Source organism: Paenibacillus oryzisoli (assembly GCF_001653565.1).
GTDB classification, from domain to species: Bacteria; Bacillota; Bacilli; order Paenibacillales; family NBRC-103111; genus Paenibacillus_E; species Paenibacillus_E oryzisoli.
The window spans coordinates 342,067-365,216 of record NZ_LYPB01000092.1 but is presented as its reverse complement, the minus strand read 5'-3'; the positions used below and the strand labels follow the sequence as shown (position 1 = coordinate 365,216).

Genomic DNA, 23,150 nt, shown 5'->3' with positions numbered 1-23,150 from the left:
GTACCCCCTACTTTCCTCCTTAGTACAAATTCTGCATGGCAATTTCCAATTTGCATCATCCTAGCCTACCTAAGTAGTAACGATTTTGCCGAACTATTCTTCCATTTTCCTTGTGTGAGGGGAGTTTTAGTCGGATTAGTTGGGTTTTTTAGGACTAATTAAGCTTTAATGTGGCCGACGGGGAGATTAGTTGTGCAAATTCGGACTATTCTGTGCTGGGGGCGCAATCGGACCTAAGCTAGAGGAAGAATCGGCAGATAAGATTAGAATACATGCGCGACTGGGATTTTGATGTGTACTACCCGATTTCGACGTAGTTCTTCTGAACTATCCTGCGCAAACCCGCGCCACAGACCATTTACCGCGACGCCCTGAATGCAAACGATATTACATAATATTGAAAAAAAAGATGTAAGAGATGCAAAAAAAAATGCGCTGTTTTTTAATGCACTTCAAGCTAAGATAGAAGTAAGAATTTCCAAATAAATGAAAATTAGGAGGGGTTCCTGTGAAATCAGAGCAGTTTAATGGCATTTTTGATTCGGTGTTAACGGATGTTGTACAACAATCTTATGGCAATATTTGCTTGCCCTCCGATGAACAAATTCAACAATCGATGAAGAAGATGATGTCGATGCTAGAAGAAAGCCCGAATTGGTTGTTGCACAATGAATGATCGCGATAATTTGAAAGCCATCCCCAATGACACGCTTGTTGATGCCTATATAAATGCAAGCCGAATGAAGCTGAGTAAAGAATTTCTTATGTTGTTACTTCTAGAAATTCAAGCTAGGCAGATTAGTTTATTCCGAGACAATAGTTTAGAAAGCACAACATAATGATAGCTCCAATGAGTGAGTTTAAAAAAAGGTATGAATCCTTTACAATGTAACGGACAGGGTATTCCTGACGTTGCACGGTAGGGGATTTTTTGTTTTCGCTAAAGGGAGGGCACACATGCATATACGTCAGAAGCTGATTCCAATAACACATTGGTTCCGCAACCAACGCATTCGATATAAAATCATTCTCATTTATTTTCCGCTCATCTTCGTACCTTTGTTTGTTCTGGGTTTCGTGTCAAATCAAGTGTACACGAACGCTATTGTCAAAAAAACGATTAAAAACGTATCGGACAACTCCTCCCTGATCATAACTCGTATCACCGGCATGTTAACGAACGTCGAGAGCTGCGCAAATATGCTAACGATCAATCTGAACAAGGTCATTGTCGAGGACCCGCAATCCTTGGCTGCACCAGAAACCAGCCTGCAGATGTACACGCAGATCACGAACCAACTGAGCTTTGCCTTGCTCGTTTTTCCTGATGTACAGTCGGCAGCGTTCATTGATACGAATAATCGCGTCTATGGCTCGAATGCGCTCATGGAGCGGAATCGGGAGTGGCTGACCGCAAGCCCAATGTTGAAGCAAATTGATGCATCCAGTGGGAATAACATTTGGTTCCCCATGCAGCGCAGGGATTATTTAACCAATGGCTCACAAGAAACGGTAATGACGCTGGGTAAGCGGATTGTCAATATTTATACCGGGCAGAAACTTGGGCTGCTTGTCCTCAATATTAAGGAAAGTTCCTTATCCGCGATTTATCAGAAAATCGGTTCCATTCAAGATAGCAGCTACTTTATTGTGGATGATGAAGGCGTCGTTACCTCATCTCAGCATCCAGAGGATGTTCTCCAAGAAGTAGCGATCCCCGAGATGAAGCGTTGGATCACTTCCAGCAAGCATGTGTCTGAGCCGATTTCCTTCGAATATGAGAAAACGCTCGTTGTCAGTTCAGATGTACCTAGCTTTGGCTGGAAATTAATTTCGATGGCGCCCCTTGCATCCTTGACGGCAGATACGCACAAAATTACACTACTTATCGTGCTGATAGGTATTGTATGCCTCTTTTTTGCCCTGCTTGGCGCAGGAATGCTCTCCCAATTGATCGCCAAGCCCATTATGGGGCTCACGAAATACATGAAGCGAGTCAAGGAAGGTAGCTTAGACATCGAATTCCAAGTGAATTCCGAGGACGAGATTGGGATGTTATCCTCTGGTTTTAATGCGATGATTCGGCGGATTCAAGAGCTATTGACCAATATAAATTGGGAGCAAAAGAAGAAGCGAGAATACGAACTTGCGCTCATTCAAGCACAGATTAAGCCGCATTTTCTCTATAATACGTTGGATGTCATCTATACACTGTCCGAAATGGGTCGAACCCGCGATGTGCAGCGGACCACGAAAGCCTTAGCCGATTTCTACCGCGCTGCGCTTAGTAAAGGCCGCGAAACCATCACAATTGAAGAAGAAATTCGCAACGTGAAAGACTATTTAGCCATACAACGTATTCGTTATTCCGATGTGTTTACTTATGAATTTGATATTCATAACGATGTGCTCCACGGACAAATTCCGAAGCTGACCATACAGCCATTGATCGAAAACGCCATTTATCACGGACTCAAAACGAAAGGAAGTCTTGGGCTTCTCAAGGTAACAGGCGAAATTGTTGATGCCAAAATAAAAATCATTGTCGCCGATGATGGTGTAGGTATGAATGCAGAGCGGCTCGAGGCGATCGTGAAAAAGACCGATTCTCCGCAAGAGGCCGTGGGGTATGGCTTCAGGAATGTGAGCGACCGTATCCAATTGTATTATGGAGATGAATACGGCTTACAAATTACAAGTGAACAAGGACAAGGCACAGAAGTTACGCTCTGGCTGCCCGTTCAGCGTGATGAGGAGTAGATAAGCATGCAGAAAATAGTAATCGTCGATGATGAATCGATTTTTCGAGAATATTTGCGTTCGGCGTTAGACTGGGAGGCCTATGGGTTTGAACTTTGTGCGGAAGCGAAGAACGGGATCGAAGCGCTCGAACAAGTGCAATTGCATCGTCCAGATATCGCGCTTGTAGATATAACCATGCCGTTCATGGATGGTTTAACGCTTGCTGAGCAGTTAAAGGAGCATTACCCGGCTACGAGCGTTGTCCTCATCACAGGACATAACGAATTTGATTATGCGCGCAAGGCGTTGAAGCTTGGCGTTGAGGACTATATCCTCAAGCCATTTTCCAAAGACGAACTCATTTTAACACTAGTAAAGCTGCAGAAAGAACACGAAAGAGCACGAGAAGAGCGATCCACCCTCAAAGAAAATCAGCAATTGATGAAGGAAAGCTATTTGAATCATTTGCTGAGCAGCGACTATCATCATTCGCCAGAGGAAACGACGCAGAAACTTCAACAACTCGGGGAATCATTTGCCTCCTCTTTGTTCATCGTTGCTTGCATTGAGATCGACCAGCTGGATGTCAAGTGGAATCAAGTAAGCGAACGTTTACTGTGGAAGTATGCCGTGACGAACATTCTGAACGAAGCCCTGGAGGAAACGGGGCATCACCTCATTTTTAACGGGCCAGAAGGACGTATTATTTGTTTGGTCGAGCACCATGGGGGGAAAGAACTTGAGGTTCCCGCATTAGAGGGGTATGAGAAGCTTATCTTTCTGATCAAAAAGTATTTGAAATTCACGATCACCATTGGTGTTGGTCGGAGTCAGTCTGGTTACGGTGGTATTCGAACTTCCTACCTAGAGGCACTAGAGGCTTTACAGAACAAATTCGTATTAGGAAATGATCGCGTCATCGCATATGGCTCGAGTGCACTTGATTCTGGCAAGCAAGCGCTGTACCCGACAGAGGTTAACGAGGAGCTGCTTGTGCTCTTACGCATGCATAATACGGAGAAGGTAGAAGATAAGCTGGAAGAAGTTTTTCAATCCATACGTGAGCAAAGGCTGTCACTGGAGTATACCTATGTGATTTCGATGGGGTTAATCTCGGTTTGCCTGTCTTATATTACAGAGATGGGGCATCCCATTGAAGACTGTTTCGGCGAAGCTTTTTATCCCTATAGTGAAATTAAGCGGTTGGGTTCCATCGAGAGTACATCGACATGGATTAAGGAACTCTTCGCTAAAGCCATTCAATATACGAATAAGCACAGGAAGACAAGATCTTCGAAGATTGCTCAATCAGCCAAAGAGTACATCGAGGGGCAATATATGAATTCTGAGCTGCAATTGGATGGGATTGCCCAGCAGGTGTTTATTAACCCAAGCTATTTGCGGGCTATATTTAAGAAGGAAATCGGCATGACCGTCACGGATTATGTGACCCATGTTCGCATGCACAAGGCGAAGGAATTACTAGGTAAAGGTAATATTCGCCTCGCAGATATAGCTGAGCAGATTGGGGTCAATGACCCTAGTTACTTTAGCAAAAGCTTCAAGAAATTCTTCGGATACTCGCCAAGCGAGTATGAAAATAATCGCATATAACGACTGCACAAGAATGTGCGGATTTTACCAGAAGCCCTCAGTTATTCCATTATCACTGTGGGTTTTTGCCTCTATACTGAGGATGTAAAGAGGAGAAACGCACAAGAATTATTGGGAGGTCTACACATGAAAAAGATGGCAGTAACTCTCGTAAGCTTACTCGCGGCGACTAGCCTAGCAGCTTGCGGTTCCACAGAAACACCGAAAGAAACAACGAGCGCAGCACCAGCGGCAACAGCTGCAGCAACAACAGCACCGGCAAAGACGGATGCCAAACCAGTCAAACTAAGAATTTATGCGCAATATGCAGATGAAGATACGAAAACACCTTATGACTATGCGGTAGCAGAATTGAAAAAGGAAATGCCGAATGTCGAGCTAGAGCTAGATATCCAGGCACAAGATGATGGACAGAAGTTGAAGACGTATGCAGCGACAGGGAATCTTCCAGATATTTTCCAAGCAGGTCTAGACATTATCGACACGTTCAAAAAATCCAATAACATCCTGGTGTTGGATGAGTATGTAACGAAGTTTGGCTTCAAGGACAAAATGCAGCCAAGCGCAATGAACACACTCGTGACGGATGATGGACACACTTACGCATTCCCGTATGCAGGTAATGAAGTAGCACTCCTGTACTACAACAAAGATTTGTTCCAACAAAATGGTGTGAAAGTGCCAACAACCTATGATGAAATGATGACAGCTGTTAAAACGTTCAACGCAAAAGGAATTACACCGCTTTCCATTTTCGCTAAAGAGAAATGGCCGTGCGTAGCGCTCTATGACATGTTCGTTACACGTGCAGAACCAGGTGGCATCAACAAATTGGATAAAGGTACTGCGAAAGCATCCGATGCGGCGTACAAAACGGCAGCAGATAAAATTGTCGAGCTTGTCAAAGCGGGCATGCTGCCAAAAGGTGCAACGAACTTGAACTATGATCAAGCTGCAGCACTTTACCATGAAGGTAAAGCAGCTATGTTCATCAACGGTCAATGGGAAATTGAAGCAGCAACGAAGGCGCTAGGCGACAAAGCTGGCTACATGTACTTGCCAGCAGCGGATGCAGCTGCCTACGACAAAGGTAAAACAGCATTCAGCGGAAGTGGCGGTCCTGGTGGATATGCCGTATCTGCAAACACGAAGGATAAAGAACTTGCTGCCAAAGTAGCTTCGTTCATTTCCTTGAAATACGCAGAGTACAAGTTCACGAACCGCAGCAACCCGATTGTGGCAACGAAAGTTGATAAGCCAATTGTGAAGCAGTTCCCGCCAATGATGGATCAGCTTTCCAAAGATATTCCGAAAATTACAAGCACAACCGCTTTCTCATGGGGCTTATCCAATCCGAAGTTCAAAGCAGCACTTGAAGATGCTACACAAAACCTTATGACGGGTAATTATACGTCGGATATGTTTATCAAAGATTTAGAGAAAGCAGCTGTAACAGCGAAATAAATGGGATTCTTTTGACAAGGAGACTCACCCTGGAATGCTACACCCCAGCGTGAGTCTTCTACTCTACAAGGGAAGTGATGACATGCGCAAATTCTTGGGAAATAAAGCGGCGATTATGCTGTTCACGCTGCCGGCTCTCCTTTTGTATACAGTAATCGTGTTTTATCCGATTCTACAAACCTTTTATCGCAGTACGTTCGAATGGGATGGCTTAAGTGACGGCACGTTTATCTTTCTAGATAACTATAAGCAATTGTTTCAAGATCGTATATTTTACACGTCTCTCTATAATGGACTCGTGTTCGCAGGCATTCTAGCCATTGTGCAAATTGGGATCGGGTCTGTGCTCGCTTTTGCCGTAGCAGAAGGTTTCAAAGGGAGTAAGATTCTACGCATTTCTTATTTCATTCCGGTCGTGCTTTCAATAACTGTCGTCTGTCAACTGTGGCTGGCGATGTATAACAGTGAGTATGGCCTAATTAACAAGGTATTTGAAGCGCTTGGCATCTCTTACCGTCAAGACTGGCTCACGAATAGCAAAACGGCCATCTTCGCGATTGCGTTCGTCAATGCATGGCAGTACATGGGTTACCAGTTCGCTCTGCTTCTTGCAGCTGTGAAATCTGTACCTGAACAGTACTTAGAGGCTGCCCGTATCGACGGCGCTTCCAAATTCAAAGCACATATGAAGATTACAATTCCAATGTTGGCTGAGACGTATAAATTTTGCCTAGTCCTCGCGATTACAGGTGGTTTGAACGCATTTGCCAATATGTTTATCATGACGGGCGGCGGACCAGGTAATTCAACCTACACTTTGACGTACTTGATGTACCGTTCTGCGTTCCGTGTTGGTGAATTCGGTTATGGCAGCGCGGCAGCAGCGTTCCTTGTTATCGAATGTTTGATTGTAACGTTAGCGATTAATAAACTTATTGCACGTGAACGTATTACCTTTTAAGTTAATGCTTACGAAGCCAGTTTTCTTACGAAAACTTTAAGGAGGATGTGACGGATGAACGGCTTACTTAAATTGCGCAAGAAGAATCCGCTCCTAGGCATCCTATTATGGGTGTATGCGGGGTTGTCGGTGTATCCGTTATTGTGGATGATTTTCTATTCACTCAAAAATAATAATGAGATTTTCGTCACGAATCCTTTCGGGATTCCCACACATTTTCGATTTGAAAATTATATCGATGCTTGGTCCAAATTTAATGTACCGCAGTATTTTAGTAATAGCTTGCTCGTGGCAGCCTGCACCGTTGTTGGGACGATTGTGCTCGCTGTAACGTTTTCCTATGCGGTAGCACGCATGCATTGGCGCTTCAAGGAAGTGGCAAGAATCTATGTTGTCATCGGGATGTTCATTCCTGTGCAAGTGATCATGATTCCTTTAGCTATTCTGGTGCGTGATTTCCACTTAGCTAATACGTATGGCGCACTGATCGTTCCTTATATTGCCTTTAATATTTCGTTCTCCAGCATGGTGTTTTACGGGTTCTTCCGATCCATCCCTGTTGAGCTTGAAGAATCCGCCTGTATGGATGGGGCTAGTATTTATCGGACCTTTTATACGATTATTTTGCCCATTATTAAACCGGCAATGGCAACAATGGTCATATTCGTCTTCTTATCTTCTTGGAATGAATTCACGATGGCACTCATTCTAATTACCAAAGAATCGCTGAAAACTTTACCTCTCGGGTTACTATTTTTCCAAGGCCAGTTTACAACGAACTGGGGCGCGATGGGGGCGGCGATGACGATTGCTAGTTTGCCAACCGTACTTGTTTATATTTTATTCAGTGAGCAAGTTGAGAAAGCCATGACCGTAGGGTCGGCAGTAAAAGGTTAATATTGGATATTAATGTTAAAATGATCCCATTTTGGGGTCATTTTTTGCATGAATAGTGTCAATTAAGCCATATATCAATTCCCCTTATATATCTCATAAGATGATTCTAATTGACCTACGGTGCGCACTGTGATAATTTTCAATGGAGAGTAAAAATAGTGCGAAAAATAGCAAAGCTTATCAATACATGCTGATGAGGTGGATTTTGTTGGAACTTCAAGTCTTAAACAGTCCTTTTAACCAAGAGCAAGTTGAATTGCTCAACCGCGTTCTACCAACGTTAACAGATACACAACGAATTTGGTTGAGTGGATATTTAACTGCTCAACAAGGTTCGACAACTTCTGCGACAGCTCCTGTTGCTTCCGTACCTACGGCTGCAGCTAGTCAACCTGTGATTTCCAAAGAAGTTACTTTACTTTTCGGATCACAAACAGGGAATTCCCATGGATTGGCCAAAAAGTTTGCCAAAAAACTGGAAGAGCAATCGTTCCAAGTAACGCTCTCCTCCATGAGTGACTTTAAACCGAATAATCTGAAAAAGGTTCAAAACCTGCTCATCATCGTGAGTACACATGGCGAAGGTGATGCGCCTGATAATGCGATCTCATTCTACGAATTCCTTCACAGTAAAAGAGCGCCGCAATTAGAAGAACTTCGTTATTCCGTTCTTTCGTTAGGTGATACATCGTATGAGTTCTTCTGCCAAACGGGCAAAGATTTTGACAAGCGTTTGCAAGAGCTTGGTGCCAAATCCTTAACTGAACGTGTTGATTGTGATGTTGATTTTGACGAGCCAGCGGCGGCTTGGATTACTAGTGTACTTGGAGCGTTGAACGCTTCATCAGCAAATGCTGTTGGCGGCGGTTCAACTGCTGCTGCGAGTGCTGTGGTTTCTGCGGAATCGGAATACTCCAGAACGAATCCGTTCCAAGCGGAAGTGCTCGAGAACTTAAACTTGAATGGCCGTGGTTCCGATCGTGAAACGCGCCATGTGGAAATCTCATTAGAAGGTTCCAATCTTCAATACGAACCAGGCGATAGCTTAGGTGTATTCCCAGAGAATCACCCACGGCTTGTCGATGAACTGATTCAGGCGATGAACTGGAATGCAAGTACGCCAGTTGCTGTAAACAAAAATGGTGAAGAGCGTCCTTTGCAAGAAGCGCTGCTTCGTAAATTTGAAATTACTGTCTTGACGAAGCCTCTGCTTGAGCAAGTGGCAAAGCTGACGGCAAACGATAAGCTTCAAGCACTTGTTACCCCTGGTAATGAAGCGGAGTTGAAATCCTACATTGCAGGTCGCGATCTCTTGGATTTGGTGCAAGACTTCTCTTTACAAGGTGTGCCTGCTACTCAATTCGTTGCTGTTCTTCGCAAATTGCCAGCTCGCTTATACTCGATTGCGAGTTCATCCAAAGCTTCACCGGATGAAGTACACATCACTGTGCGTTCGGTTCGCTATGAAGCGAATGGACGTAACCGTTATGGGGTATGTTCCGTTCACCTTGCTGAGCGTGCACTATCTGGCGCGGCATTACCGGTATACATTCAGAACAACCCGAATTTCAAGTTGCCTGAGAACCCTGAAACACCAATTATTATGATTGGACCTGGTACGGGTGTAGCTCCGTTCCGTTCATTCCTCGCAGAGAGAGAAGAGACGGGTGCAGATGGCAAAACGTGGTTATTCTACGGAGATCAACACTTTGCTACAGACTTCTTGTACCAAGTGGAATGGCAGCGTTGGTTGAAAGATGGCGTTCTAACGAAGTTAGACGTAGCTTTCTCCCGTGATACAGATCAAAAAGTATACGTTCAGAACCGTATGCTCGAGAAGAGCCGTGAACTATATCAATGGCTGCAAGAAGGCGCTGTTGTCTATATTTGCGGTGACGAGAAGAAAATGGCACACGATGTGAATGCTGCGCTGCTCACGATTCTTGAGCAAGAGGGCGGATTAAATAATGAAGAAGCCGTGCAATACTTGGCTAACATGCAACAGCAAAAACGTTATCAACGGGATGTTTATTAATACGGGGTCCCCGCGATCGCGAGAGGAGAAAGTTCAAGATGTCCGAAAATAATTTGCTATCGAAGAATAGTGCGCCGCATAGTGATGTTGAACAAATTAAAATCCGCAGTAATTATTTGCGCGGAAGTTTAGAAGAAACGCTTGAAGATCGCATCACAGGTTCCATCCCCGAGGATGACAACCGTTTGATGAAATTCCATGGCAGCTACATGCAGGACGATCGTGACTTGCGTAACGAACGTGCCAAGCAGAAGCTAGAGCCTGCCTACCAGTTCATGCTGCGTGTGCGTGCTGCAGGTGGTATCGTAACTTCTGACCAATGGTTGATGATGGACCGTGTTGCTCAGAAGTATGCAAATGGCACGATTCGTTTAACAACGCGTCAATCATTCCAATTGCATGGCGTAATCAAATGGAATATGAAGAAAACGATTCAAGAAGTGAACGCGTCCATGCTAAGCACACTTGCTGCATGTGGTGACGTGAATCGTAACGTGATGTGTAACCCCAATCCTTATCAATCCGATGTGCACGGCGAGGTTTATGAGTGGGCGAATCGCATTTCCAACCACTTGGACCCGCGTACGAAAGCGTATCATGAGATTTGGCTTGATGGTGAGAAGTTGATCGATAGCCGCGATGGGGAAGAACAAGAACCGATCTATGGTCCCGTATACCTGCCGCGTAAGTTCAAAATCGGAATCGCAGTGCCACCATCCAACGATGTAGACGTCTACTCGCAGGATCTTGGTTACATTGCGATCATTGAAGAGGGCCGCTTAGTCGGCTTTAACGTATCCGTTGGCGGCGGTATGGGGATGTCTCACGGAGATGTGAAGACATATCCGCAGGTTGGTCAAGTGATCGGCTTCATTAAGCCGGAGCAGGCTGTTGATCTGGCTGAGAAAACTGTTATGATTCAACGTGATTATGGTGATCGTTCCGTTCGTAAACATGCTCGTTTCAAATATACAATTGATGATCGTGGTATTGAGTGGTTCGTGAATGAACTACAAACGCGTCTAGGTTGGAATCTTGAGCCAACTCGTTCATTCCATTTCGAATCCAATGGAGATCGTTATGGTTGGGTAAAGAATAACAACGGGAAATGGAATTTCACGATGTTCATTCAAAATGGCCGCGTGATGGACGATGGCGACTACCGTTTGATGTCGGGGCTTCGCGAAATTGCGAAGATCCATACTGGCGACTTCCGACTTACGTCGAATCAGAATTTGATGATCGGCAACGTGAGCGCACAGAAAAAGAAGAAGATCGAAGATTTGATCAAAGATCACGGTATTACAGATGGGTTGCATTACTCCGCATTACGTAGAAATTCGATGGCTTGCGTTGCGTTCCCAACTTGCGGACTCGCGATGGCGGAATCGGAACGTTACCTGCCTTCATTGATTACGAAAGTCGAGTCCATTCTTGAAGGTGTAGGCCTTCGTGAACAAGAAATTACGATTCGGATGACAGGCTGCCCGAATGGTTGCGCACGTCCTATGCTAGCTGAACTTGCATTTATCGGTAAAGCAGCAGGCAAGTACAACATGTACCTTGGTGGCGGATTTGCAGGAAACCGCTTGAATAAATTGTACAAAGAAAACATCGGTGAATCCGAGATTCTGGATTCCTTGCAAACGATCATTCCTCATTACGCCAAAGAGCGTCAAACTGACGAACATTTCGGAGACTTCGTTATCCGCGCTGGCTATGTGAAAGAAGTTCGTTCGGGTCAAGATTTCCACGCATAGTATAGAAAAGCAGTTTAAGTCGTTAGTGGCTTGAACTGCTTTTTCTTTGTGCGAGTTGGAAATCGGCGCATTGTAGTGCGATACCTACCGAATATACGTTCGGAGTTACGACTCTTATCGGTGTGATACGAGTTAGCTTCTTGTGACGAGTAGTCAGTTTTCTTGGTAACTGGTTGAGGGGGAGCTAGTCTTCTTGGTAACACGTTGATGCTAAGTTTGTGTGGAAGGCGCATTATGTGGTGCGAGTGTTGTGGAGTAGCTAATGGGTTCGTGGGGAGTTGGCGGAAATATCAACTGTAATCAAGATTACCTCAATGGAGCAAGCATCAAGACTATCCCAACAAGCGTGTGAAATAGATGGAAAAAATCCATCTATTTCATTAGATTTCTAGCGAAAAAGATGAATAACTCGAAAAACTACAGCTATTTCAGTGGATTTCCTGCCAAACGGGCAAAAATCTCAATTTTAACTGTAGTTTTTCCATCTAATTGTTAAATTCGGCTATTTTAGCTGGAATTAGCTGTAGTTTTTCCATCTAATTGTTAAATCCGGCTATTTTAGCTGGAATTAGCTGTATGTTTTCCAGTTAATGTGAAACTGGCGCTCGGAGGGGGGCAAATTGGCAATTGACGCGATTAGGAGCGATGAAGTGATCAATTGGAGCGAGCAACGAGTCTATCCCAACAAGCGTGTGAAATTGATGGAAAAAATCCATCTATTTCATTAGATTTCTAGCGAAAAAGATGAATAACTGGAAAAACTACAGCTATTTCAGGGGATTTCCTGCCAAACGGGCAGAAATCTGAATTTTAACTGTAGTTTTTCCATCTAAAAGTAAATTCCAGCTATTTTAACTGAATTTAGCTGTAGTTTTTCCAGTTAAAGTTATGCCTGGCGCGCGGTGGGCAGCTCAAAAAGCGGTACTTCATAAGGTGCTGTTCCCCTTGCAGGCAGTCGCAAACTCGCTCGCTATAGCTCCATGCTGTGCCCCTTACAGTCAGCCACAAACTCACTCGCTATAGCTCCATACTGTGCTCCTTACAGTCAGCAGCAAACCCCGCTCGCTTAACCCCTCATTGTGCCCCCTTGCTCACCCAGAACGTTACATTATCCCCAACCAAGCCCTTTGTTCCTGCTTTTGGCTCTTGTTTCGTTACGATGCCTTTCGCCTGTGTGCTTGTTTCAATGAGAAAGTTGTAGTGGAGTCCGGCAGCTAGCGCCATTTCCTCCGCATCCGCCTGCGTTTGGCCTACCAGATTAGGCACGATGGTTTCCTCGGTAGCTTCGTTCATGCTTGTTAACTTAACGTTTGGAGTAGCACTTGGACCAGTTGTTGCTATTGGCGTACTAGTTGGCGTAGGCGAGATGATCACGACGGTTTGCACAACCTTTGGCTCTGGCCACAGATACCACACAGAGATTATCCCTATCACGAGAGCTGAGACGGAGCCTAGCGCAATTAGTTTAGCTGAACGATTAGAACGGATATGGCTCTCATATTGAACAGTAGGAAGTATTTCAGTGGATTCCTCAGGGATCGGCTCTTCTTGTTTGATACTCGAATTACTTGAGGCAGAAGGAGGTAAGCTCCGAAGTCCGAAGACGAGCGAAGAGAGCGAGGACTGCCCATGACAAATAAATTTGATGAGGCGAATCAAAGCTAACTTTTGCTCTGTCGTCGCGCTTGGAATTGAAGCGCGCTCTAGACTCGTGTGCATAACCTCGAATGTATCCGAAATGATCTCGCTCCCTGTAAGTAACTGAATCATTAAGCGGCACAGACCAACGGCTCCTTGTTCTTCGGGCTCATCTTCTTCCCAATAGTTAATGACAGATAGTTTATTCTGATCAGTTAACCATAAATTATCTGGTCGTACGGAAAAGCCTGTAATCTTGTCTTCCATGGCATCCAACAGAGAAACACCTAAGTCGCTAATGATCGCGACAACAGCTGCATAGGACCATTTGCGTTTGAACATCGTATGGGCAAACAGCGAACCACTTTTCGCTTGTAAAATAATGGTGACGGCATCCTGAGCGATAGATGTATCCAACATATGATGGAATCCATCGTGAATAAACGCGGCTTTATCCTGAAGTGAGCTTATGTAATCGACACCGAGTTGATTGTGACGAAGCGCTTTACGATACAGTAATACTTTGCGAGTCAGAAATACATCATCACCATAATGGAGAGTTCCATGAGGGAAAGAGACGATTTGTGTGCTTGGCACGTATCGTGTACCTATTCGATCGGGCATGGATTAACCATCCTCTCTGGCGTATATGATAGAGTTACTATTTATTATAAAGGATTCGAAGGCAGATAGGAATTTAGGAGGAGTTTTTATTAAAAGTTAATTGCGGAATACCTTAACTGTACAACTTTTTCCTTCATTTTGGAACATTCTTGAGAAAATTGAACGAAATTTATCACTTATAAGCTCTCATTTTTTTAATAGGATTATTCTATGCGTAAGAGGACCTAAATGTTATGATAGAGTAATCACGAATTTTGACAAAATAAACCAAAAAGAGGAGGAAGTATGTTGAAAAAGGTCGCAATTTTGGGTGGCGGTGTCGCTGGATTGAGTGCTGCTCATGAGCTGATCGTACGAGGATATCATGTATCTGTTTACGAGTTCAAAGGGATTCCAGGCGGGAAAGCAAGAAGTATGCCCTATGTAGGCAGTGGTAAAGGCGGTAGACGGGATTTGCCAGGGGAACATGGCTTTCGTTTATTCCCGCGATTCTACCGGCATGTCATTGATACGTTGAAACGTATTCCTTACGAAAATAAAACCGTTTACGATAACTTAATGGAAGTAACACGATTAGATATCGCTACTCATACAGCACCACTTCAACCTCTTCCGGCTAAAATTGTCGTCAATAAAGATAATATCGTATTAGCGAAAGAACTCATCAATCATAAATTGGGACTTACGAAAGAAGATTTAGAGCAATACGGTCGAAAGCTTTGGCAAGTCATGACGAGCTGCGAAGAACGTATTCGCGAGGAGTATGAAACGATCGATTGGTGGGATTTCATTGAAGCGGAGAAGCAATCTCCGGCATTCCAGAGCATATTTGCAGGTTTCACCAAAACGCTGGTTGCCTGTCAGTCCAAAGTTGCAAGTACACAAACTGTAGGGCCTGTAGCAGCTCAGATGACGCTTAATCTATCTTTACCAGGGAAGAGCTTCGTGCGGCTCTTGAATGGACCGACGAATGACAAGTGGATATACCCTTGGTTGACATATCTTCAGGAGCGTGGCGTCGACTATCATTTAAATGCGAAAGTGGAGCGTATTCATTGTGTTGATGGTGTCATCACCAGCGCAGAAGTTACTGAGAATGGGGAAACGAGTCACATCGAAGCGGATTACTATATCGCTGCCTTCCCAGTTGAGGTGATGGGTCCATTGATTACAGAGTCAATGCTCGAAGCGGATCCATCACTTCAGGGTGTACAGAGACTTGTGGATTCCGTTGCCTGGATGAATGGCATTCAATATTACTTGAGAGAAGATGTCCCGGTTACGCATGGACACGTCATTTACTTGGATGCACCATGGTCATTGACTTCTGTTTCCCAGAAACAATTCTGGCCAGATGTCAATTTAAGCGAGTATGGTGATGGCAGTGTCAAAGGGGTGCTATCCATTGATATATCGGATTGGGACGCGCCTGGGATTCTATATGGTAAATCAGCAACCCATTGTACACCCGAAGAAATTAAGGAAGAAGTATGGGCGCAATTGAAACAGAGTTTGAATGTGAATGGTGCTATTATATTGAGGGATGAGACGCTTCATTCTTGGTTCTTGGATAGTGACATTCAATATGATGAAGGGGCACAAGCTTGCACGAACGAAGCGCTGCTGTTTATTAATCGAGTTGGCACATGGGAAGATCGTCCAGAAGCGTACACGCGTATTCCGAATCTTTTCTTAGCATCAGATTATGTGCGTACCAACACGAATCTTGCCACGATGGAAGGGGCTAACGAAGCGGCAAGACGCGCAGTTAACGCCCTGTTGAAGCAAGATGAATCCAAGGAGACGCCTTGCGAAATATGGGATATGTATAAGTTCGAGATGGGTAATATCGATGTGTTGAAGGCTTTTCGCCAGCAGGACAAGAAACGCTACGACAGAGGGCTTCCTTGGAATGGCAAAATTTTAAACACCAAGGATTAACAGGCCATTTTGAGAGGGGGTATAAGGTTGATTTTTCCGGATTTTGAGTTCATCAGACCGATTCATCAGGATGAACGAACTGTTTTATATCGTGCGGTTCTTAAACAGTCTATGGAGAAAGTAATAATTAAGACACTTCGTTCTGATTTTCCGATTTCCTCGGATATTGCCAGACTTAAGCGCGAATATGAAATTGGGAAGATGCTGGATATTCCTTGTGTGCTTAAGCCGTTATCCCTTCCAAAATTCCAGAATAATTTTGCATTGATTCTAGAAGACTTTGATGGCGAACCTTTAGCTGATTTACTGCCAATGTTCAGAGAGTCCATTCAGGATTTCTTAGTAGCAGCCATTCAAATCGTCAATATAGTCGGAGATGTTCATAAAAGATATGTCATTCATAAAGATATCAATCCTAGCAATATTTATGTGAATTGGGAAAAGAAAATCATGAAGCTTGGCGACTTTAGCATTTCTTCTTTTACAAGAGAACGGCAAGAGATGCTAGATCCTCTGATGCTAGAGGGAACGCTGCAATATATGTCCCCTGAACAAACTGGACGCATGAATCGGATTATTGATTATCGGACGGATTACTATTCCTTAGGTGTTACATTCTATCGCATGCTAACGGGGAGTTTGCCATTTCAAACAGAGGATCCGGTTGAGTTGATTCACAGTCATTTAGCTGTGACCCCGCCTCCACCAGATGAATTGTTGAACGATATTCCTAAACCAATTTCTGATATGGTGATGAAGCTGCTTTCCAAAAATGCTGAGGACCGCTATCAAAGCGCGTATGGCATCCTGCAAGATCTTGAATATTGTTTGAGTCGCATAGGCGCTGGAGAAGATATTCACGAGTTTGTGGTTGGGATGTATGACATGACAGATCGATTTCAAATTCCTCAAGGTTTATATGGGCGAGATAAAGAAATTGATAAACTTCTGCATGTCTATGAGCAAGCTGTCCATGGTTCCTTAGAAGCGGTGTGGGTTACAGGGGAATCTGGTTTTGGCAAGACCTTCCTAATTGCAGAAACGATGAAAATGATTATGAAAGACCGTGGGTGGTTCCTCTCAGGGCGATTCGAACCGAATAAACAGCACGTTTCTTATCATGCGCTTTCCCAAGCGATGAGAGAACTTGTGAGGCAACTGCTAACAGGCAAGAACCGGCAACTCGAAGAATACCGTGATCGTCTGCTCCAAGTTCTAGGAACCAGCGGTAAAGTCATTATCGATCTTGTCCCTGAGTTAGCTTTATTGATTGGGGAGCAGCCCAACGCGAAGCAGCTTCCGCAAAAAGAAACGCAGAACCGGCTGCATTATTTACTGCAGCAATTTTTGTTGATCTTCTCGGGGAAGGATCGACCGATCGTTCTATTCTTAGATGATTTGCAGTGGGCAGATACGGCTTCCCTGCAATTCTTGGATCTACTTTTGAATAATACACAAATGAAATATTTCTTGTTTATTGGATCATACCGCGGTGAGTATGACACGAATTGGTTGTCTTCTATGCATGTTCAACTGCTTGATAAGCTGCCGCAGCACCTTGTTTTGGATCGAATCGTATTAAAAGCGTTGAAGCTGGAGGATGTTCGAACCTTGGTAGCCGAATCCTTGATTTTAGAAGAGGAGCAAGTTACGGAGTTGGCATTGCTTATTTTGCAGAAGACCGGAGGCAATCCTTTTTTCGTCAAACAGTTTTTGACGGCCTTGCATGAGCAGGAGTTGCTTTCGTTTAATTATAGAGAGAATCGTTGGATCTGGGATATGAACGAGATTCAAAAACTGCGTATTACCGACAATCTGATGTTTCTTCTTGCGGAAAAATTGGATCGGATGCCTCCTAATACGCAAAATGTACTTCGCTTAGCTGCTTGTTTAGGCGTTTCTTTTGACTTGGAAGCCTTGGGCATTATTATGGGAACTTCTTTCGTTGACGCTTTGCTAGAACTGGAATTGACCATACAGAATGGATTGATTATCCCAGTAGGAACTGATTACAAATTCTATAATGATGCACAGGGGAAAGCAGCTGCGAGAGATATCCGCTTTATGTTTGTCCATGATTCCATTCAAGAAGCTGTGTATGGCTCCATTGAAGAAGCGAAGCTGCCTGGGATGCATCTAAGTATCGCTCGAATGCTGCTCAAGGAACTAGCGAATGATGAGATTGAGAAGCGGCTGCTCGAAATTGTTAACCATCTGAATTTAGGTTCAGCTCTGCTCGGTAGGGAAGATGAATTAATTCAATTGCTTGAATTTAATTATAATGCGGGGCGCAAAGCGAAATCATCGAATGCCTATCGTTCAGCAATCCAATATTTGAATAAAGCACTCGAACTCATGGATCAGATTGTAGGATTCGAGCAGCAGGAACTAGGTTTTGCAATTCGTTTAGAGAAGTCGGAATGCCTTTATTTGAGCGGTCATGCAGATGAAGCAGAAACGTTATACGAGCAATTGCTGCAAGGACCATTAACGAACGAGCAGAAGCTCGAAGTCTATAACTTACAAGTTGTCCTGCACACGAATATTGGCAAGCACCACCAAAGTATCAAGGTGGGCCTGAAAGCTTTAGCCGAGCATGGCATTCGATTGTCTGTTGCTCCGTCCAACATGTATATCGTCATGACTTATTTAAATGTGCGCAGGTTGATTGGGCGAAGAAGCACGCTCCAGCTATATGATTTACCGATTATGGAAGACAAGTTTCGGATGAAATTAATAGATTTAATGATGAGTGTCGCCGTTTCTGCTTATTTCGTTAATACCAATCTATTCGTACCTTTTATGTTAATCATGACAAAACTTGCCCTGAAATATGGGAATACGCCTTCCATGGCGTATGTGTATGGAGCATATGGTTTGATTCTCGGTTCAGGCTTTGGAGATTACCAACGGGGTTACCAATATGGTCAGCTTGGCGAGCGTATGAACGCAAGGTTTCAGTCTCACCAATATCGCAGTAAAAGTTATTTCTCGTTAGGATTGTTTATAAGCCCATGGGTGAAATCGTTCCGAGTCTGCTTGGAGCAATTGAAAGAGTCGTTTCGGTGCGGTATTGAAGATGGAGATCTCGTCTTTGCGGGGTATGCGCTAACCTATCAAATGTTGATGAAGGACTTTCAGGGTGCTGTACTTGCCGAAGTGAAAGAAGATCTGGCCAAGAACTATCGCATTCTGGAACAGACCAACCATCACGATACTTTGCTTATGCTCGAGATGCTGCGTATGCTGACCTTAAACTTGGAAGGAATGTCGGTAAATCCGATTCTATTCGGCAATCATCTAGAAGAGGAAGAGCAATTCGTTAACAAACTTAAGTTTCACCCCAATCAGGTTATTATCCATGTGTACTCGGTTAAAAAAATGATGCTGTACTACTTATTCGGTTACTTTGAAGATGCAGTAAAGACAGGTAAGTCAACTGAGCTCTATCAAGCTGCATCTTTTGGTTTATTTCATATTCCTGAAAATTATTTTTATTACGTCCTTTCGATTGCCGCTGTATATCCGGAAGTCACTAGTGATGAACAGAAATGGCTTGCTAAGCGTGTGAAGAAAATGCTCAGAAAGATGGATAAGTGGAAGGCTCATTGTCCTGAGAATTATTCACATCTAACACTGCTCATGCATGCAGAATGGAATCGTGTGAGAGGTTTTGGCCAAGAAGCCGAGCAAGGTTATGAAGCTGCTATACGCCAAGCGCGTGAGCAAGGATTTATTCAACATGAAGCTATGGCTTGTGAGATTGCAGGAAAGTATTATAAGCAAAGGGGCCGCGAGAAATTCGCTAAAACGTATTTCGTTGATGCTTACTTTGGTTACGTTAACTGGGGGGCAAAAGCGAAGGCGGATGATCTAAGACTCAGATACCCAGCTTATTTTACAAGTCGTGCCGAGTCTCCAGATTGGGCAACAACCAAAATCAGTGATTATTCACTGCAAGCCATTGATTTCAAAACGATTATGAATACATCGCGGTCCCTCTCAAGCGAAGTGAATCTAGAACAGCTAATCAAACGCTTGATGGAGATTGTTACGTACTCTTCTGGAGCGGAGAGAAGTATCCTCGTTCTGAGGGATAAGGATCGCTTATACGTTGAAGCCGAGATGCTTGCAAGTGCAGGGAAGGACTCATGTATGGTTAACTCTGTATTGCTCGAAACCCGTGATAATGTACCCCAATCTGTCATTCAGTATGTGGCGCGCACGAAAGAGGGGATTGTGCTAGATGATGCTGAGAAATCGACACTATTCTCTAACGATCCTTATATTCAACAAGCGGAAAGTAAATCGATCTTTTGCGAACCGATTCTGCACAAAGGAAATCTAATTGGCGTTTTTTATATGGAAAATAATTTAATTCGCAATGCTTTTACGTCCGATCGGTTGGATGTGATTAAATTATTATCAGCTCAAGCGGCGATATCCATTGAAAATGCCCGATTATATAACGATTTGGAGTCTAAGGTCAAAGAGCGTACGAATGAGTTAATCTTGATGGAGACTTCGCGGCGCGACCTCTTGTCGAATATTTCTCACGATCTAGGAACTCCGCTGACATCCATCCAGGGATATGTAGAAGCGATTCTTGATGATGTCATTCAAGAACCAGAGGAGCAGAAGAAATATTTGAGAGTGGTCCATATGCGCATCGTGGGTATTCAACGCTTAATTACCGATTTGTATCAGCTAAGCCGGCTTGAAACGAAGCAGTTCCATTTCCAACTCGCGCCAACGTCGTGTGTGACGATGATTCATCAGCTTTTTGGGAAATACGAGCTAGATGCGCAAAATGCCGGGATTGACTATATGCTAAACATGGCACAAATAGATAGGCAAGATATGCTGACAGTTGATATGGATCGAATCGAACAGGTGTATGCCAATATCTTTTATAATGCTATTAAATTTTCAACAAGGGGTTGTTCTATCACGGTTCAAGCCCAGATCAGGGATCAGCCAAATGAACTCGTTATTCGGGTAACTGACACAGGCGTCGGTATCAGCGAAGAGGATCTGCCTCATATTTTCGAACGGTTCTATAAGGTGTCCAAATCGCGAAGCAACTCAGGCGGAAGTGGACTAGGGCTTGCAATAGCCAAGGAAATTGTGCAATATCATGGAGGGCAAATTTGGGCGGAAAGCCGCTTAGGTCAGGGCTGTAGCATTTCATTTTCACTCCCCATACATCGCATATAAGTAAGCCAAACCGTACATCTTACTAAGAGGTGTGCGTTTTTTTCATAGTTGCAACTGTCTATAACGAAGGTGTTTCCAATGCTATTGATTTCGACATGTGATATACTTCTGTAGATATTAGTCATCGAAGGAGTTTACACACATATGCAATCATTTATTCAATGGAATCCAACGCGATTATGGTTTGGCGAAGGTCAAATTAAGCAATTGCAACAAGAATTAAGTACTGCTGGGAAGCGTGTACTGCTAGTTTATGGTGGGGGTAGCATCCGAAAGAATGGTGTTTACGATGCTGTGATGGGACAGCTTCTAAATAGTCAAGCCGTTGTTGTCGAGATGTCCGGTGTTGAACCTAATCCTAGATTGACTACTGTGCATAAAGGGATTGAGATATGCCGTTCGAATCAAATTGATCTCATCCTGGCTGTTGGTGGGGGAAGTGTCATAGATTGTGCTAAAGCGATTTCTGTCGGTGTTTATTACGAAGGCGATGTTTGGGATATCATTACGAGAAAAGCGGAATCGAAGAAAGCTCTACAACTAGGAACGATACTAACACTTGCCGCGACGGGCTCGGAGATGAACAATATCTCGGTTATTACGAATTGGGATCGCAATGAGAAGCGAGGCTGGAGCAGCCCATTGGCCTATCCGGCTTTTTCTATTCTGGACCCAGCCTATACCACATCGGTTCCCTTGGATCAGACGGTCTATGGCATCGTGGATATGATGTCCCACGTACTTGAACAATATTTCCATCGAACCGAGCATGCCCCGATGATGGATCGTTTCATGGAAGGTGTTCTCCTGACCGTTATGGAAGCTGCTCCCAAGCTGCTCTCGAATATGCAAGATGTCGAGCATCGTGCGACGATCATGTATGCGGGAACGACAGCATTCAATGGCTTGCTTTCTTGTGGGACAGACGGGGGAGATTGGGCCACGCATCAGATTGAGCACGGTCTATCTGCTGTTTACGACATCCCTCACGGAGGCGGACTTGCCATAGTATTCCCGAACTGGATGAGCCATTGTGCGGAAGATGATCCATCACGGATGAAGAAGTTGGCCATGACCGTTTTCGGAATCGATGACACAGGAAAAACGGATCACGAAGTGGCGATTGAAGGCATTCAAGCTTTACGTCAATTCTGGGATTCACTTGGCGCGCCAAACAAGCTTGGCTATTATGGTATTGATGATCAGCGCATCGAGGAATTAGTGCACAAGTCTTTCATGAAATCAACCATTGGTCAATATAAAGTTATGACAAGAGACACCGTTCGAGATATCTTAATGAGGTCTTTGGCATGAAGTATTACGTATATGTATTAGCTGGAGCGTGCAGCTTCGGATTGTTATCAACTTTTGTGAAGAAGGCCTACGAGTCTGGTTTCCATGTAGGTGAGGTGGTGGGATCGCAAATCTTCTTTGGCCTTATTATGATGTGGATCATGGCTTTCGTTACAGCTAAATCTGCTAAACAAGGATCAACAGAAGCTCAATCATTCCGTGTATCCCCTCGTAATGCCCTCTTACTGATGTTAGTAGGAACTAGCTCAGGACTAACCGGTATATTTTATTATGCTGCCCTGCAATATGTTTCAGCATCATTTGCCATTCTATTATTATTTCAATTTACATGGATTGGTATCGTGATAGAAGCCATTATGGATCGTAAACGCCCTAGCCGAGATAAACTTATCGCACTTATTTTCTTATTTATCGGCATTATAATGGCAAGCGGTTATCTAAATGGCATGGGAGAAGCGCCATCGTGGCTTGGCATAGGGTTAGGATTGCTATCCGCATTGACATATGCGCTATTCATTGCCATGAGTGGTAAAGTCGCGAAGCAAATTGCCCCTATTACGCGAGGTGCTGTGATGCAAACAGGCTCCTTCATCATTGTCATGCTGATTTTCCCTCCTCATTTCTTGTGGAATGGGTCATTGCATGAATCCCTATTACCGTGGGCATTGCTGTTAGCCTTGTTCGGAGTCGTAATTCCCCCGTTGTTCTTTGCTATTGGTGTTCCGCGTATTGGCGGCGGAATGGCTACGATCATGAGCGCAGCAGAACTGCCAACTGCGGTTATTATGTCCTTCATCGTTCTCCACGAATCGGTGAGTGGCCTACAATGGTTAGGCGTACTCGTCACCATGTTAGGCATAGCCCTACCTGAGTTATTAAAACGAAGACAACGAGCTCGTCGTCTTCAAACCGAATGATAAAAGTGGATCCCTGAGTAAACTCG

14 protein-coding genes and 1 pseudogene are annotated in these 23,150 nt (G+C 44.1%); 14 read left to right on the top strand and 1 reads right to left on the bottom strand.

All coding sequences use genetic code 11. The features are described 5' to 3' along the window. The first annotated feature begins 508 nt into the window (after nucleotides 1–508). The 9 genes from A8708_RS35725 (at nucleotide 509) to cysI (ending at nucleotide 11,473) form a co-directional block, all read left to right on the top strand. The gene (locus tag A8708_RS35725; protein WP_157265159.1) at nucleotides 509–676 is read left to right on the top strand and encodes a hypothetical protein; all 168 of its coding nucleotides are present in this window, start codon (nucleotides 509–511) and stop codon (nucleotides 674–676) included. Beyond that, the gene (gene sda / locus A8708_RS35125) at nucleotides 669–839 is read left to right on the top strand and encodes a sporulation histidine kinase inhibitor Sda (protein WP_082927956.1); all 171 of its coding nucleotides are present in this window, start codon (nucleotides 669–671) and stop codon (nucleotides 837–839) included. The genes A8708_RS35725 and sda overlap by 8 nt, the downstream gene beginning before the upstream one ends. Nucleotides 840–957: 118 nt before the next feature. Continuing rightward, nucleotides 958–2,760, top strand: coding sequence for a sensor histidine kinase (locus tag A8708_RS33040; protein WP_068671021.1), 1,803 nt, complete (start codon nucleotides 958–960; stop codon nucleotides 2,758–2,760). A gap of 6 nt (nucleotides 2,761–2,766) precedes the next feature. Then, nucleotides 2,767–4,356, top strand: coding sequence for a response regulator (locus tag A8708_RS33035; protein ID WP_068671019.1), 1,590 nt, complete (start codon nucleotides 2,767–2,769; stop codon nucleotides 4,354–4,356). 126 nt (nucleotides 4,357–4,482) lie between these two features. Continuing rightward, nucleotides 4,483–5,820, top strand: a complete 1,338-nt coding sequence (locus A8708_RS33030) for an ABC transporter substrate-binding protein (protein WP_068671017.1) — start codon at nucleotides 4,483–4,485, stop codon at nucleotides 5,818–5,820. Nucleotides 5,821–5,902: 82 nt separating this feature from the next. Then, nucleotides 5,903–6,781, top strand: coding sequence for a carbohydrate ABC transporter permease (locus tag A8708_RS33025; protein ID WP_068671084.1), 879 nt, complete (start codon nucleotides 5,903–5,905; stop codon nucleotides 6,779–6,781). 54 nt (nucleotides 6,782–6,835) lie between these two features. Continuing rightward, nucleotides 6,836–7,678 carry a carbohydrate ABC transporter permease gene (locus tag A8708_RS33020; RefSeq protein WP_068671015.1) on the top strand — a complete coding sequence of 281 codons (843 nt, stop codon included), beginning with the start codon at nucleotides 6,836–6,838 and terminating at the stop codon, nucleotides 7,676–7,678. 208 nt (nucleotides 7,679–7,886) lie between these two features. Further along, nucleotides 7,887–9,713 carry an assimilatory sulfite reductase (NADPH) flavoprotein subunit gene (locus A8708_RS33015; protein WP_068671013.1) on the top strand — a complete coding sequence of 609 codons (1,827 nt, stop codon included), beginning with the start codon at nucleotides 7,887–7,889 and terminating at the stop codon, nucleotides 9,711–9,713. Nucleotides 9,714–9,751: 38 nt separating this feature from the next. After that, nucleotides 9,752–11,473: an assimilatory sulfite reductase (NADPH) hemoprotein subunit gene (gene cysI / locus A8708_RS33010; RefSeq protein ID WP_068671011.1), complete on the top strand. Its 1,722-nt coding sequence runs from the start codon at nucleotides 9,752–9,754 to the stop codon at nucleotides 11,471–11,473. Between the two features lie 1,074 nt (nucleotides 11,474–12,547). On the opposite strand, the gene A8708_RS33005 is transcribed toward cysI, so the two are convergent. Continuing rightward, entirely contained in the window at nucleotides 12,548–13,735 is a 1,188-nt protein-coding gene (locus tag A8708_RS33005; protein ID WP_068671009.1) for a Stk1 family PASTA domain-containing Ser/Thr kinase, read from the bottom strand. A gap of 285 nt (nucleotides 13,736–14,020) precedes the next feature. Here A8708_RS33005 and A8708_RS33000 point away from each other — a divergent pair, with 285 nt between their 5' ends. The 5 genes and pseudogenes from A8708_RS33000 to A8708_RS32985 all read left to right on the top strand — a co-directional run bounded on the left by A8708_RS33000 (nucleotide 14,021) and on the right by A8708_RS32985 (nucleotide 23,124). After that, nucleotides 14,021–15,676 carry a hydroxysqualene dehydroxylase gene (locus A8708_RS33000; protein WP_068671007.1) on the top strand — a complete coding sequence of 552 codons (1,656 nt, stop codon included), beginning with the start codon at nucleotides 14,021–14,023 and terminating at the stop codon, nucleotides 15,674–15,676. A 9-nt stretch (nucleotides 15,677–15,685) separates the two neighbouring features. Continuing rightward, nucleotides 15,686–20,389: pseudogene (locus A8708_RS32995) on the top strand (AAA family ATPase); the annotation flags it as partial. Between the two features lie 54 nt (nucleotides 20,390–20,443). Further along, complete coding sequence (locus A8708_RS37155; protein WP_420848653.1) at nucleotides 20,444–20,893, top strand: sensor histidine kinase; 450 nt, start codon at nucleotides 20,444–20,446, stop codon at nucleotides 20,891–20,893. A 144-nt stretch (nucleotides 20,894–21,037) separates the two neighbouring features. After that, the gene (locus A8708_RS32990; protein ID WP_068671003.1) at nucleotides 21,038–22,207 is read left to right on the top strand and encodes an iron-containing alcohol dehydrogenase; all 1,170 of its coding nucleotides are present in this window, start codon (nucleotides 21,038–21,040) and stop codon (nucleotides 22,205–22,207) included. Beyond that, the gene (locus A8708_RS32985) at nucleotides 22,204–23,124 is read left to right on the top strand and encodes an EamA family transporter (RefSeq protein ID WP_068671001.1); all 921 of its coding nucleotides are present in this window, start codon (nucleotides 22,204–22,206) and stop codon (nucleotides 23,122–23,124) included. The genes A8708_RS32990 and A8708_RS32985 overlap by 4 nt, the downstream gene beginning before the upstream one ends. The last annotated feature ends 26 nt before the right edge of the window (nucleotides 23,125–23,150 follow it).

Coding starts and splice junctions, on each gene's coding strand:
- sda (WP_082927956.1), top strand. CDS start 669: ATGAATGATCGCGATAATTTGAAAGCCATCCCCAATGACACGCTTGTT.
- A8708_RS32985 (WP_068671001.1), top strand. CDS start 22,204: ATGAAGTATTACGTATATGTATTAGCTGGAGCGTGCAGCTTCGGATTG.
- A8708_RS33030 (WP_068671017.1), top strand. CDS start 4,483: ATGAAAAAGATGGCAGTAACTCTCGTAAGCTTACTCGCGGCGACTAGC.
- A8708_RS33000 (WP_068671007.1), top strand. CDS start 14,021: ATGTTGAAAAAGGTCGCAATTTTGGGTGGCGGTGTCGCTGGATTGAGT.
- A8708_RS37155 (WP_420848653.1), top strand. CDS start 20,444: ATGATTCATCAGCTTTTTGGGAAATACGAGCTAGATGCGCAAAATGCC.
- A8708_RS33025 (WP_068671084.1), top strand. CDS start 5,903: ATGCGCAAATTCTTGGGAAATAAAGCGGCGATTATGCTGTTCACGCTG.
- A8708_RS32990 (WP_068671003.1), top strand. CDS start 21,038: ATGCAATCATTTATTCAATGGAATCCAACGCGATTATGGTTTGGCGAA.
- A8708_RS33040 (WP_068671021.1), top strand. CDS start 958: ATGCATATACGTCAGAAGCTGATTCCAATAACACATTGGTTCCGCAAC.
- A8708_RS33035 (WP_068671019.1), top strand. CDS start 2,767: ATGCAGAAAATAGTAATCGTCGATGATGAATCGATTTTTCGAGAATAT.
- cysI (WP_068671011.1), top strand. CDS start 9,752: ATGTCCGAAAATAATTTGCTATCGAAGAATAGTGCGCCGCATAGTGAT.
- A8708_RS33005 (WP_068671009.1), bottom strand. CDS start 13,735: ATGCCCGATCGAATAGGTACACGATACGTGCCAAGCACACAAATCGTC.
- A8708_RS33020 (WP_068671015.1), top strand. CDS start 6,836: ATGAACGGCTTACTTAAATTGCGCAAGAAGAATCCGCTCCTAGGCATC.